The following is a 14,387-nucleotide window of genomic DNA, read 5'->3' as shown; positions in this document are numbered from 1 at the left end:
GGTATGAAACAGAATATAAAAGAACGAGTACATGCTCTGCGCATGACATTCCATCCCAATTACATCAAAGCATTCATTATCCCCAGCACCGACCCTCACCTTAGTGAGTATGTGGCTCCCCACTGGATGTCACGCGAATGGATTTCCGGTTTTACGGGTTCTGCAGGAACAGCGGTCATCCTGATGGACGAAGCGGGATTATGGACCGACTCACGTTACTTCCTTCAGGCAGAGAAAGAGCTGGAAGGTAGCGGCATCACACTCTACAAAGAGATGCTGCCGGAAACTCCAAGCATAACAGAGTTTCTCTGCCGGCACTTAAAACCCGGAGAATCCGTAAGCATCGACGGGAAAATGTTCTCTGTGCAACAGGTAGAACAAATGAAAGAAGAACTAGCGGCACATCAGTTACAGGTAGATATATTTGGAGATCCATTAAAAAACATCTGGAAAGACCGTCCCTCCATACCTGACTCTCCAGCCTTTATTTATGATATCAAATATGCAGGAAAAAGCAGCGAAGAAAAAATATCCGCCATCCGTGAGGAGTTGAAGAAAAAAGGCGTCTACGCTTTATTCATATCTGCACTGGACGAAATAGCATGGACTCTCAATCTACGAGGAAACGATGTACATTGCAATCCAGTCATAGTGAGCTACCTGTTAATTACACAGGATGAGGTGACTTACTTTATTTCACCGGAAAAAGTGACGCCGGAGGTCGAGACTTATCTAAAGAAACAACAAATAGGAATACAGAAATATGATGAGGTAGAGACATTCCTGAATTCCTTCCACGGAGAAAATATTCTTATTGATCCACGGAAAACGAATTATGCGATTTACTCGGCCATCCATCCGAAATGTTCCATTATTCGTGGCGAGTCTCCCGTCACATTATTGAAAGCCATTCGCAATGAGCAGGAAATAGTCGGCATCCATGCTGCCATGCAACGGGATGGAGTGGCACTTGTCAGATTCCTCAAGTGGCTGGAAGAATCTGTATCTGCCGGAAAAGAAACTGAATTAAGTATAGATAAAAAATTGCATGAGTTCAGGGCAGCACAACCTCTCTACATGGGAGAAAGTTTCGACACCATTGCAGGATATAAAGAGCACGGAGCAATCGTGCATTATTCGGCAACACCGGAAAGCGATGTAACTCTTCAACCTAAAGGATTCCTACTCTTAGATTCAGGAGCACAATACTTGGACGGAACCACTGACATCACTCGTACCATCGCATTAGGCGAACTGACGGAAGAGGAAAAGACGGATTATACCTTAATATTAAAGGGACACATAGCATTGGCTATGGCCAAATTCCCAGCCGGAACCCGCGGTGCGCAACTCGATGTACTGGCTCGTATGCCTATCTGGAATCACAGAATGAACTTCCTCCATGGCACAGGGCACGGTGTCGGGCATTTCTTGAGTGTACACGAAGGGCCACAAAGCATTCGCATGAATGAAAACCCTGTAATTCTCCAGCCCGGCATGGTTACATCCAACGAACCCGGTGTTTATAAGGCAGGCAGTCATGGGATACGTACGGAAAATCTGACGTTAGTCTGCAAAGATGGAGAGGGAATGTTTGGAGAATATCTTAAATTTGAGACTATCACTTTATGTCCTATCTGCAAAAAGGGGATCATCAAGGAGATGTTGACAAAGGAGGAAATCGAATGGCTGAATAATTATCATCAGACTGTTTACGAAAAGCTATCTCCGGATCTTAACGAAGAAGAAAAAGCTTGGTTACAGGAAGCCACTACTTCTATTTAAAGATAAGATGTCTGACACCCGGGTGTCGGACAACATAACATAGTATCAACTAAAAACATTATTAAATCAAACAAATCCCATGGCTTTAATAAAATCAGTACGCGGATTCACTCCCGAAATCGGAGAAAACTGTTTTCTCGCAGACAATGCAACTATTATAGGAGATGTAAAGATAGGAAATGACTGTAGCGTCTGGTTCAGTACCGTGCTACGGGGAGATGTCAACTCTATACGAATCGGTAATGGCGTTAACATCCAAGACGGAAGTGTCTTGCATACATTATACCAGAAATCGACTATTGAAATTGGCGACCATGTTTCTGTGGGACATAATGTTACCATTCACGGAGCGACCATCAAAGATTATGCATTAATCGGCATGGGCTCTACTATTTTAGATCATGCCGTAGTGGGTGAAGGAGCAATCGTAGCAGCCGGATCGCTGGTATTAAGCAATACCGTGATTGAACCCGGAAGCATCTGGGGCGGCGTACCTGCCAAGTTCATCAAGAAAGTAGACCCGGAGCAGGCAAAGGAATTGAACGAGAAGATTGCCCACAATTATTTGATGTATTCGCAATGGTATAAAGAAGAATAAGTCAGTTTCACAGATGACTTATAAAAAGATAGCGGGAGACTCTTTTCGGAAAGAGTTTCCCGCTATCTTTTTATAGAAACATCAAAAATTAATCATATTCATGATTTTTTCCGTCGCACCGGACTTACTGGTCACATAATATCCGGCATTCTTTCCCGTCTCGTCTAAAAAGTCCTTGTCTGTCTGGAAACGGTCTAACAGGCTTTTCAGTTCTTCGTAATCCTTGATGGAGTAAGCACCTTTCGCTTCCAGCAGTTGCACGGCTTCCATAAATTTCTGATACTTCGGTCCGAAAATGACAGGGATACCATACACGGCAGCTTCCAGCGTATTATGAATACCAACACCAAAACCGCCACCAATATAAGCAATCTCTCCGTAGCGGTAGATGGAAGACAGTAAGCCGAAGCAATCGATAATCAGACAATCCGCTTTCAATACATTTTTTTCATCGGCACGAGTATAGCGCACATACGGACGTTTCAACTTACCAATAATCTCCACCAGATGATTCTCGTCAATCACATGCGGAGCGATAATCAGTTTCATTTCCGGATGATTATTGAAATATTCGAGAAACAGATCTTCATCCGGTCCCCACGAACTGCCGGCAACAAAAGTGAAAGCATTGTTTCCTTTGAACTTCTCCACCAGCGGAAGGTCTTTCGCCTCCTCACGTATTTGCAGTACCCTGTCGAAACGGGTATCTCCCACCACTGTTACACGGAGAATGCCAATCTTCGACAAATAACGTTTGGAAGCCTCGTTTTGCACAAACAGATGGTCGAAATCTTTCAGGACATTGCGATAGGTACCGCCATACCATTTAAAAAACACTTGGTCACGACGGAAAATAGACGACACACTATATACCGGAATCCGGCGCTTGTGAAGCTCATCCAGATAATTCTTCCAAAACTCATATTTGATAAAGAACGCCATACACGGATTAGTGATATCAAGGAACTTCCTCACATTCCGGGGTTTATCAAACGGCAGGTAGCAGACAATATCCGCTCCCCGATAATGCTTGCGCACCTCATAGCCCGAAGGAGAAAAGAAAGTCAGCAATATCTTATAAGCAGGATATTTTGCCCGAATCATTTCTATCAACGGACGCCCCTGCTCAAATTCTCCCAATGAAGCGGCGTGGAACCAGATATACTGTTCCCCCTTTTCCACCTGCTGGCGCAAAAGTTCGTACACCACCCAATGCCCCTTCATCATCTTACGGGGCTTGCGACTGAACGGTGCGGCCAAATGAACGATAAAGTCATAAATGACTATTGCCAGGTTGTAAAGCATAGCACTATGTCGATTACTTCAAAACCTCAACCGCACGTTTGATACGAGCTATTGTTTCTTCTTTACCCAATACCCAGGAAATATCGAACATATGCGGGCCTTTTCCTTCGCCCACCAATGTCAGACGGAAGGCATTCATGATATTACCTGTATGGTAACCTTTCTCTGCAATCCAGTCCATAACGACTTTCTCCTGTCCTTCGATACTGAAGTCCTCGATACCGGCAATGACTTCCGCCAGTTCAGTCATACATTTTGCAGAATCCTCTTTCCAGCGTTTCTTCACCGTCTTTTCATCATATTCGGTAGGGGCTACGAAGAAGAAGCTACATACACCCCATAATTCTTTAATGAAACTGACACGGTCTTTCATCATGCCAACCACTGTCACCACCTTTTCGAAAGGAACTTCCACGCCTTGTTCTTTCAAAAATGGCAAGAACAGTCCCGCAATTTCTTCATTAGGTTTCTGCTGTATATATTGATGGTTGAACCATATACCTTTTTTATAATCAAATTTGGCTCCCGACTTGCTGCAACGATGAAGATCAAACAGCTTTATCAGTTCCTCCATCGACATTACTTCCTGATCGTTACCCGGATTCCAACCCAACAAGGCAAGGAAGTTGATTACCGCTTCCGGCAAATAACCGGACTCACGGTAGCCCGAAGATATTTCTCCGGATTTCGGATCGTGCCATTCTAACGGGAACACAGGGAATCCCAAACGGTCACCGTCACGTTTGCTCAATTTTCCATTTCCTTCCGGTTTCAACAACAAAGGCAGGTGAGCAAATTCCGGCATTGTATCTTCCCAGCCGAAAGCACGATACAACAACACATGCAATGGTGCGGAAGGCAGCCATTCCTCACCACGGATCACATGAGAAACTTCCATCAAATGGTCGTCAACGATATTCGCCAAATGATAAGTAGGCAGTTCATCAGCCGATTTGTAAAGGACCTTATCATCAAGAATGGATGAATTGATGATAACTTCTCCACGAATCAAGTCGTTCACACGAATATCTTCATTCGGCTCTATCTTGAAACGGACAACATACTGCTTGCCTTCTGCAATCAGCGCATCTACTTCTTCTTTCAACATTGTCAATGAATTGCGCATCATGCCGCGCGTAGACGCATCGTACTGGAAGTTCGCAATTTCCGCACGTTTGGCATCCAATTCCTCCGGAGTATCAAAAGCAATGTATGCTTTTCCGTTCTCCAACAGAACCTGCACATATTTTTTATAGATATCGCGACGCTCCGACTGACGGTAAGGACCGTGTTCGCCACCGAAACTCACTCCTTCATCAAAGTGGATACCCAGCCATTTGAAAGATTCGAGGATATACTCTTCCGCTCCCGGAACAAACCGGTGAGAATCAGTATCCTCAATACGAAATATTAAGTCTCCGCCGTGTTGACGCGCAAATAGATAATTATACAAAGCTGTACGCACACCACCAATGTGCAATGCTCCCGTAGGACTCGGAGCAAAACGAACTCTTACTTTTCTTTCTGCCATAATTTGGGTTAGTATAGGTAAATCGCGGCAAAATTAAACCTTTTTTTCCACACTATTGTTTTTTTTTGTACTTTTCGCAAAAATTTCAGTGGATATGGAACATTTGAAGAAAAAAAAGAGCTTTTCATGGAAAGATTTGTTATATAAATCGCTGCTATTCATAGGTACTGTGGCATTGATTGTCTATTTCCTACCGCGCGACGGCAAGTTCAACTATCAGTTTGATATAAACAAGCCTTGGAAATACGGACAGTTAATCGCAACTTTCGATTTTCCTATTTATAAAGATGAAGCGATAGTGAAACGAGAGCAAGACAGCCTGATGGCTCTCTTCCAGCCCTATTATGAACTCGACAAGAAAGTCGAGAAGGAGGCGATAGCCAAACTGAAAGAGAACTATCATACGAACCTGAAAGGGATTCTTCCTTCTACAGATTATTTACGCTACATCGAACGTACGCTGAAAGAGATTTATCAGGCGGGCATTGTATCTACCGAAGCTATACAGCAACTTTACAAAGATAGCACATCCGCCATCATGGTAATAGATGACAAGTTGGCCAATTCGCACCCCATCGAAGGAATTTACACGGTAAAGAAGGCATACGAATATTTACTTACGGCAGACTCCGTTCACTTCAACAGGGAAATTCTACGGCAGTGTTCGCTGAATGAATATATCAGCCCGAACCTCACTTTTGACGAACAACGGACTCAGACAGCCAAAGAGGAGGTACTGAACAACTATTCTTGGGCAAACGGCTTGGTTGTAAGTGGTCAGAAAATTATCGATCGGGGCGAGATCATCAGTCCGGAAACTTATAATATTTTGGAATCCCTGCGCAAAGAGTCCATCAAGCGAAACGAATCCATGGGACAAAGCCGTCTGATTCTTGGAGGACAAATTCTGTTTGTCGGCATGTTAATGCTTTGCTTTATGCTCTATCTTGATTTGTTCCGAAAAGATTATTATCAGCGAAAGGGCAGTCTGTCACTACTCTTTACATTGATTGTATTTTATAGTATTGTTACGGCTTTTATGATGACACATAACCTATTCAATGTGTATATCATTCCGTATGCAATGCTACCTATTATTATCCGTGTGTTCCTTGATTCGAGAACTGCGTTTCTGACTCATGTCATCACAATATTAATCTGTTCCATATCACTACGCTTTCCACATGAATTCATTCTCACTCAGCTAGCTGCCGGTATGGTTGCGATATTCAGTTTGAGAGAACTGTCACAGAGATCACAGCTTTTCCGAACGGCATTATTAGTCATACTGACCTACGCCGCTGTTTATTTCTCTTTTGAACTGATGACAGAAAACGGACTTGCCAACGATTTCTCGAAGTTGAATATACGGATGTATACCTATTTCTTTATCAACGGAATTTTATTGCTGTTCGCCTATCCATTATTATTCCTATTGGAAAAGACGTTCGGATTTACTTCCAACGTTACTTTGGTAGAGCTTTCAAACATTAATAACGACTTACTGCGTCAAATGTCCGAGACTGTGCCCGGAACATTCCAACACTCCATGCAGGTAGCCAATCTAGCAGCGGAAGCAGCTATCCGTATCGGCGCCAAAAGTCAGTTGGTGCGTACCGGAGCTTTGTATCATGATATCGGGAAAATGGAGAATCCGGCTTTCTTCACCGAAAATCAATCAGGAGGAGTCAACCCGCATAAAAATCTAGGTTATGAACAAAGTGCACAAGTAGTCATCAGTCACGTGACAGATGGATTGAAACTTGCCGACAAACATAATCTGCCTAAGGTTATTAAGGACTTTATCAGTACTCACCATGGACGGGGAAAAACAAAATATTTCTATATTTCCTGGAAGAACGAGCACCCGGACGAAGAACCGAATGAAGAACTGTTCACCTATCCCGGTCCGAATCCGTTCACCAAAGAGCAAGCCATCCTGATGATGGCAGACGCTGTAGAAGCCGCATCACGTAGTCTTCCGGAATATACAGAGGAGACAATCAGTAACCTGGTCGACAAGATTATCGATTCCCAAGTCACTGAAGGTTACTTTAAAGAATGTCCTATCACTTTCAAGGATATAGCCACTGTGAAAGCTGTATTCAAAGAAAAACTAAAGATTGCTTATCACACCCGGATCAGTTATCCTGAGTTAAAGAAGTAAGCAGCCCCGCACAAGCGTCTTCAAGTATGTCAAGCACATATTCAAAGCCCTCAGCCCCTCCATAATAGGGGTCGGGGACATGATCTGCCGGGATACGAGTACAGTACTCCGTCATACGATGAATCTTCTTCCATTCTTCCGGAGAAGGAGCTTTGTCTTTCAGATCATCTATGTTCCGGTCGTCCATACCGATTATCAGATCAAAATTATAAAAATCTTCCGTACGGACAGGACGCGAACGATGTACCAATTGATAACCGCGACGAGCCGCGTGAGCACGCATCCGACTATCCGGTAATTCACCCTGATGATAAGACAAGATTCCGGCAGAATCTATCACAAACTCTTTCTCCAGTCCTGCTTCTTTTATCAAATGAAGCATTACACCTTCAGCCGTAGAACTACGGCAAATATTTCCTAAACAGACAAATAATATTTTCTTCATTTTCATTACATAGGGTCTACATCATAATACACAATCAAAGATTTATAGCGTTCGTCCGCCAACATCTCGCGCTGGATACGTAACAACAATTCCCGTGCACGTCCCATCGGGGCATTCTGCTCAATCTTGACGACGATCTTCTTGATAAATAAAGTCTGGATACGGGCAACAGGAGGTTTATCCGGGCCTAATACCCGATTGCCAAATACAGCCCGCAACTTATCCGCCATCACTGCCGCCATCTGATCCAGCAACGCTTCATTATGATTTTTCAGATAAACATATACCAGCCGGTAATAAGGAGGATAATGGAACATCTGACGTTCCACCAATTGTCCGCCTACCATATCTTCATAATCATTGGCAATGACCTGATGAATGATAGGATGATCGATACTCTTGGTTTGCAATACCACCCGTCCGCGTTTGTTCTTACGTCCGGCACGTCCCGCTACTTGTGCCATCAACTGAAAAGCACGTTCATAGGAACGGAAATCGGGATAATTCAACATGGTATCGGCATTCAATATACCTACTATACTTACATGATCGAAATCCAATCCTTTTGATACCATTTGCGTACCAATCAATATGTCCGTCTTTCCCTGCTCAAAGTCTGCAATAATCTTCTCATAAGCTGAGCGGGTACGTGTAGTATCCAAGTCCATCCGGGCTACGGCAGCTTCCGGGAAAAGGATTTTGATGTCATCTTCAATCTTTTCCGTACCGAAACCACGGTTCACCAGTTCTGTTCCCTCGCAGGCAGGACAGGATTTCGGCAGTTGATACGTATAACCGCAGTAGTGACAGGTTAATTGATTAATTCCTTTATGATAGGTAAGGCTTACGTCGCAATTCTTACACTTAGGCACCCAACCGCAGGTACGACACTCCACCATCGGAGCAAACCCACGACGGTTCTGAAAAAGAATCACTTGTTCCTTCTGTTCCAAAGCCTCTTTCATATATTGTATCAGGAGTGGCGAGAATTGTCCGACCATCCGCTTTTTACGATGCAGTTCCTTGATATCCACCGGAATAATCTCCGGCAACTGGATTTCTTTATATCGTTCTTTCAGTTGTACGAAACCATATTTTCCCTCTCTTGCATTCTGCCATGACTCGATAGAGGGAGTAGCCGTACCCAACAAAGTTTTAGCTCCGTACATGGCAGCCAATACAATAGCCGCGCTACGCGCATGATAGCGGGGAGCGGGATCTTGTTGCTTATACGTATTTTCGTGCTCTTCGTCCACAATCACCAATCCCAGATTTCGGAAAGGCAGGAAAATAGAAGAACGAACACCCAGAATAATATCATACCCGTTCTCTCCCAGTTGCTTCCGCCATATTTCAACCCGTTCGGCATCGGGGAACTTAGAATGATAGATACCCAGACGAGCACCGAAGACCCGTTGCAAACGCTCCGTAATTTGAGTGGTCAATGCAATTTCCGGCAACAAATATAACACCTGCTTTCCCTGACGAATCACTTCTTCTATCAGATGGATATAAATTTCAGTCTTACCACTGGACGTTACCCCATGAAGCAGACAGACATTTTTCTCCTGAAAAGACTGCACGACTTCATCAAATGCACGCTGTTGAAACTCATTCAAAGGATTTAATTCGACAATCTCCTTCTCCTGCTTATCCAACCGCCCGATTTCATGGTAGTAGATTTCAAAAATCTTCTTATCCACCAATCCATTCAATACAGAAGGGGCCACATTAGCCCGTTGCAACAGTTCTTTCTTGGAGACTTCTTTCGGAGTTCCCGCTCCTAAAACACCGGAACACTCCACATACTTCATGAGTAATGCCAACTGCTTCGGAGCACGAGACAGAATATCAAACAGGATATGAAGCCGCTTTTCATCCGCTGTACCCGCAAGCCGAACCCGTGCCTCTGTTTTAGGTTTATAAGTACGCCTCAACTCCTCCTTTACGAAAATCGCTTCTTTATCGAGCAGAGACTTGATGACCGTAAGAATATTTTTGATACCACTGTCCTTCTCCAGTTTAGTGACGCACTGTTGCGAATCTACGGCAAGTAAATCCAAAATGCGTTGCTCACGTTCCGGCAATGGCGCATCCGCTTCAAAATCAGGATTATATTCAACAATAGTTTCACTCTCCAGTTTCAGACCGGAGGGAAGTGCCGCTTTATAGACATCGCCTTGTGTACAGAGATAATAATCAGCTATCCACTCCCAAAATTTGAATTGAGCGGGTAACAGAATGGGAGAAGCATCTAGCAATGCAGATATATCTTTCACTTCGTACTCCGTTGGAGCACAATAATGAACGTTAAGGACGATAGCCGTATAAAACTTCTTCCGCCCGAAAGGAACTACCACACGGCAGCCTATCTTCACATCTTCCGCACATTCATCCGGCAAAGAGTAAGTAAAACTCTTCGGAAGCGGAAGCGGTAATATGACATCTACATACTTTTTCATTGCAGCTACAAAAATACAATAAAAAAACGGGGATTTAAAAGAAGGGAGAGAGAACACTTAAAAAGAAAACTCTACTTCATACAAGAATTGGAAGAAATATATTCGAGAGCGCAACAGGACAATCCCAAACAAAAAAGAGTTTCCGGTTATCGGAAACTCTTTTTCATATACTATGTAAAGTGATAGACTACTTAAAAAATATAGGCCACAGATACTTGCCAAGTCTTAGTTTTATAAGAACCGCCAGTGTCAATATCAGCTGTATCGCCCAATGGGATATTGTAATTAGCACCCACCTGCAAATGGTTCAGCAACTTCAAACCAGCGCCCACATTGATACCTACTTCAGCTTTCTTCTTATCAATTCCCGATTTCTTTTCAAAATCGAAATAAAAGTCAGGACCTGCAGCCAGATAAATACCAGCCAGGCTTCCCAAACCAATGGTATATTTCAGGTTTACAGGAATATCAATACCGTTTTGTTTAACAGTAATATCTTCATTTCCTTCTGAAACTTTGATACCTCTTTGAGCAAAAAGCAAAGAAGCATCTACCCCCAATCCTACGATTGGAATATTAAACTCGGCCATCGGACCGATAAAGAAACCTGTGAAATTATCCTTTTTAAAGTTTTCGCTCACATTAGAGAAACTCGCCTTTGACAAGTTCAAACCTCCCTTTACACCAAAGTGTATCTGCGCCTGAGCAGGCATTGCCATAGCTATACATATAGCAATCATTAAAGCACCAAAAATCTTTTTCATAAATTTACGTGTTTATAATTCGGGACAAAGATATATATTTAGATTAAATAAACACAATTTATCGGTTGTTTGTTCATTTAAAGACGTCGTTGCCCTTCCTGACGAACTAACAAGCATTTCTTATTAATTCGATTTTACTTCCTGATTTTCATACAGATTCTTTTCAGCCAACAGGTACAGCAAGTAGTCTGCCCCAAGACGAGTTCTTTTTCCAACTTCTGTACTCGGTCACATTGTTTCAGCCATTTGATTTGTAAGGTATCATAGAGGATTCCGGCTGCTTTATATCTTGTGATTTCTTTATCTTGTTTTCCCAAGAGTGATAGGTATATTGAACAAAGTTTTGATTTATCTATGCAATATCGTTCCAGTTTTTCGATATACATCAAGGTAGCCCCTTTTTCATTTCGACTCATAAACTCCTGAACACTGTCATCACTGATGATGTCGATGCCCGACCTTTCGTAGTCCACGGTGATTTCTCGCATTTCTATCAAGACCCAGATATATTCTGTCTCGAATCCATACTTTGCGGCTGCCTCTTCTATACTAATCCATTGTGCCATAGCGTTTGTTTTTTCATGTGTGATACAAATAAGGGATGAATAATATTTTATTCATGTATATTAGTACAACGAGCATCCACGCTTTTTGCAATCCGTCGGGTGGGGATGGCTAGGTTAAAATTGGGGCAATTTATTACCGGCCGAATACAAGAAAGACGCAGATGCTGCTGTACCATTATCCGATTTCAAGGCTAGCTACACCCTCCAGAGAACAATGATGACAGCAGACACCCACGTCAATCGTTTATATATAACACATCTCTTACGAATATGTTGATATACATCCGTTCACGTGGAGTATCTACCGTATCATCTCCCTCTGTTTGAATTAGCTATTTCGAAATCGAGAGATAATACGCTTTTACTCCATATAGGAAATAAAAACCGCTTTCTGCCTATTCCATCACGCTGATGGGCTGAAAGCGTACCGCAAAGATATATGTTTTTTCTGAAACGCAGTCGAAATATGGAAATAAATACTGGAAGTTATGTATTAAAATGAATCTGACAAAAGACGACTCTACTTCTCGTTCTTGATTATCGAAATATTTCTCACAAATAAAAGTTATAGCAGTTTTTACCCTCACACTCTCACACCTTCGCTCAATTCCTTTATTCATCGTGGTTACAACGTGTGAGGGTAAGTGCGGTAGTAGGGTGAGGGTAACTTTCTACCCTCACTACCGTCACGTAAACGCTTCCACTAATCGGCACCTACGGAGAGGCGTTATCATCTGATATACAGAGCATTAATTGTTTTCACAAGAAGTATTAACAGCTATCACCCCAAGTATTAACACTTTAGACTTCAGCCATTAATAATTGAAAAATCAGGTATTAACACATGAAAAATGGTGTGATAATACCTGATCAATGGTTTAATGTCATCTGAAACAACAGGTGAAACGAGCGTATAGATACAGATGAAAGAATCATGCCATATAAGTTTGCAAATGGCTTATCCATTAGGAAAGTTACAGTTTCCAATAGGACGAATTAAAGTTTCATGTAATGATACTAACTGTTTCCCGGTGAGAGACTATAGTTTCCCCGTAAGGAAACTACATTTTCCCCGTAGGGAAACCATTGTTCCCCCATAGGGGAAACTTCAGTTTCAAGCCGGCAAACAAATTGTTTCAAGCCTCTAAACAGATTGTTTCATGCCGGTAAACAAATTCAAGCTGCCGCTGACCGGAAATTAACCAACCAGTAATCACGAGAAAAACACAACTTACCTGACAGCTGAAATCAGGATGGCCCACACACAGCGCATACGACTAGAAAGACGTATTCTTACTACTCTATGAGAACAAATCATTCAACGCTTCGCTCATGCTGGGATGAGTAAAGATGAAATCACGCAGGAAAGTATAATCCTGACCTGTTTTCATTGCCATGGCAACTATATTGATGACTTCGCTGGCATCAGGCGCAAACAGCATACAACCTACTATTTTTCCCGTATTCTTATCAATGACAGCTTTCAGCAAACCGTCCGTCTCTCCCAATGTCTTCGCTCTCGGTATCGCCATAACAGGCAACTTCTTGATAATCACATCCAAATTCTGTTTACGAGCCTCATCCTCATTCAATCCGATACGCGCCAACGGAGGATCAATAAATACGGAGTAAGCAACCGGATTACGGTCACTTGTTTTCCGCTCCTTATCTCCAAACAAATCTTCACGAATAATCCGATAATCATCCAATGAAATATAGGTGAACTGCAAACCACCTTTCACATCACCCACGGCACGTATATTCGGATTAGTTGTCTTCAGATATTCATCCACAATGATCGCTCCACGTGCATCCGTCTCCACTCCGGCAACTTCCAGATTCAGATCTTTCGTATTGGGTCTGCGCCCCGTAGCCAACAAAACCGCATCAGCTTCAAGTTCGAACACTTCACCTGTTTGTGAATCAGAAAAAACAACGACAGCTCTATTTTCAACATGCTTCACAGATTGTACCTTCGCGTTCATCCGAAAAACAACGCCTTTTTTCTCTAATGTCCCCTTTACACTTGCAGCAATATCACGGTCTTCACGAGCAATCAGTTCCGGATAACTCTCAAGCACTGTCACCTGCGAACCGAACGAAGCATACATAGACGCAAACTCTAAACCAATATAACCGCCGCCAACAATAACCAACCGACGGGGAAGATCGGCCAATTCCATGATTGAAGTACTGGTATAAACCAAAGAATTGTCCGCAACTCCTTCAATAGGCGGAATAATTGTTTCCGCTCCGGTGTTGATAATTATTTGCTTTGATGTCAACCATATTTCTTCAGTAGATGTACGGACGGAAACCACATCGGCAGATACAAAAGAACCTACACCTGTATAAACTGTTACATTAGGATGATCTGCCAGATTATGGTAATTCTTGTCTCTCAACGCACTTGTCACAGACTCCTTCACAGCAATAGCATTGCGATAAAACGCACTTCTTTCTTCAAATGTGGAGTCTTTCATACCGGAAGCAATTTTAGCCTGATGAACCAGCGTCTTTGTCGGAATACAGCCGATATTGATACACGTTCCTCCATACATTTTATCAGAACGTTCAACAATGGCGACTTTCCGCCCACGTTTTGCAAACTCTGCCGCAAGGGTCTTTCCTCCCTTACCGAAACCGATAATAATAACATCAAATGTATTCATATCTATATAACTTTTAATGGGTTCAAGACTTGCTTATTAGGTTAACAATGAATGATATTGCAAAGTTCGTTGCTTTCGAAGTAATAAACAAT

General features: G+C 42.7%; 10 protein-coding genes. 3 read left to right on the top strand and 7 right to left on the bottom strand.

Translation table 11 applies throughout. From position 1 onward, the window contains the following. The first annotated feature begins 3 nt into the window (after positions 1-3). Complete coding sequence (locus GD630_RS17590; protein WP_143865115.1) at positions 4-1,785, top strand: aminopeptidase P family protein; 1,782 nt, start codon at positions 4-6, stop codon at positions 1,783-1,785. Between the two features lie 79 nt (positions 1,786-1,864). After that, complete coding sequence (locus GD630_RS17585) at positions 1,865-2,383, top strand: gamma carbonic anhydrase family protein (protein WP_143865116.1); 519 nt, start codon at positions 1,865-1,867, stop codon at positions 2,381-2,383. Positions 2,384-2,464: 81 nt separating this feature from the next. On the opposite strand, the gene GD630_RS17580 is transcribed toward GD630_RS17585, so the two are convergent. Both GD630_RS17580 and gltX read right to left on the bottom strand, forming a co-directional pair. Beyond that, positions 2,465-3,688 carry a 3-deoxy-D-manno-octulosonic acid transferase gene (locus GD630_RS17580; protein ID WP_143865117.1) on the bottom strand — a complete coding sequence of 408 codons (1,224 nt, stop codon included), beginning with the start codon at positions 3,686-3,688 and terminating at the stop codon, positions 2,465-2,467. A 13-nt stretch (positions 3,689-3,701) separates the two neighbouring features. Next, positions 3,702-5,219: a glutamate--tRNA ligase gene (gene gltX / locus GD630_RS17575; protein ID WP_143865118.1), complete on the bottom strand. Its 1,518-nt coding sequence runs from the start codon at positions 5,217-5,219 to the stop codon at positions 3,702-3,704. A gap of 94 nt (positions 5,220-5,313) precedes the next feature. Between gltX and GD630_RS17570 the strand changes: the two genes are divergently transcribed. Then, positions 5,314-7,386 carry an HD family phosphohydrolase gene (locus GD630_RS17570; RefSeq protein ID WP_143865119.1) on the top strand — a complete coding sequence of 691 codons (2,073 nt, stop codon included), beginning with the start codon at positions 5,314-5,316 and terminating at the stop codon, positions 7,384-7,386. Here the strand turns inward: GD630_RS17570 and GD630_RS17565 are convergent. The 5 genes from GD630_RS17565 to GD630_RS17545 all read right to left on the bottom strand — a co-directional run bounded on the left by GD630_RS17565 (position 7,361) and on the right by GD630_RS17545 (position 14,295). Further along, positions 7,361-7,831: a low molecular weight protein-tyrosine-phosphatase gene (locus GD630_RS17565; protein ID WP_055279277.1), complete on the bottom strand. Its 471-nt coding sequence runs from the start codon at positions 7,829-7,831 to the stop codon at positions 7,361-7,363. The two genes, GD630_RS17570 and GD630_RS17565, sit on opposite strands and share 26 nt — an antisense overlap. 5 nt (positions 7,832-7,836) lie before the next feature. After that, positions 7,837-10,293: a replication restart helicase PriA gene (gene priA / locus GD630_RS17560; protein ID WP_143865121.1), complete on the bottom strand. Its 2,457-nt coding sequence runs from the start codon at positions 10,291-10,293 to the stop codon at positions 7,837-7,839. 191 nt (positions 10,294-10,484) lie between these two features. Then, on the bottom strand, positions 10,485-11,057 hold the full coding sequence (locus tag GD630_RS17555; RefSeq protein WP_143865122.1) for a porin family protein: 573 nt from the start codon (positions 11,055-11,057) through the stop codon (positions 10,485-10,487). Positions 11,058-11,191: 134 nt separating this feature from the next. After that, complete coding sequence (locus GD630_RS17550) at positions 11,192-11,623, bottom strand: hypothetical protein (RefSeq protein WP_122137470.1); 432 nt, start codon at positions 11,621-11,623, stop codon at positions 11,192-11,194. A 1,301-nt stretch (positions 11,624-12,924) separates the two neighbouring features. Further along, a complete protein-coding gene (locus GD630_RS17545; protein WP_143865123.1) occupies positions 12,925-14,295 on the bottom strand; it encodes an FAD-dependent oxidoreductase in 1,371 nt (456 codons plus the stop codon). Positions 14,296-14,387: the final 92 nt, after the last annotated feature.

It is taken from the genome of Bacteroides zhangwenhongii (genome assembly GCF_009193325.2).
Taxonomy (GTDB): domain Bacteria; phylum Bacteroidota; class Bacteroidia; order Bacteroidales; family Bacteroidaceae; genus Bacteroides; species Bacteroides zhangwenhongii.
The sequence above is the reverse complement of the archived record's forward strand: the minus strand, read 5'-3'. Positions and strand labels throughout refer to the sequence as shown.